The organism is Mesorhizobium sp. WSM4833, assembly GCF_055811095.1.
Genome location: NZ_JBVVQG010000057.1, coordinates 1 through 268, shown reverse-complemented (window position 1 = coordinate 268; position 268 = coordinate 1). Strand labels below are relative to the sequence as shown.

1 protein-coding gene is annotated in these 268 nt (G+C 49.6%); it reads left to right on the top strand.

Translation table 11 applies throughout. The features are described 5' to 3' along the window. The coding region (locus tag AC0L2D_RS31850) for a histidine kinase (protein WP_473544130.1) at positions 1-268 on the top strand (268 nt) is incomplete at both ends.

The window sequence follows — 268 nt, the reverse complement described above, 5'->3', positions numbered from 1 at the left end:
CGCCCAGGTGAATCCCCATTTTTTGTTTAATGCGCTTAACACCATTAAAGCGGTGATCCGCCGCGACAGCGAACAGGCCAGCCAGCTGGTGCAGTATCTTTCCACTTTTTTCCGCAAAAACTTAAAGCGGCCTTCGGAGTTTGTTACTCTCGCCGACGAAATTGAACATGTGAATGCTTATCTGCAAATTGAAAAGGCGCGCTTCCAGTCGCGGTTGCAGGTCAACATTGCTATTCCGCAAGAATTATCCCAGCAGCAATTGCCCGCG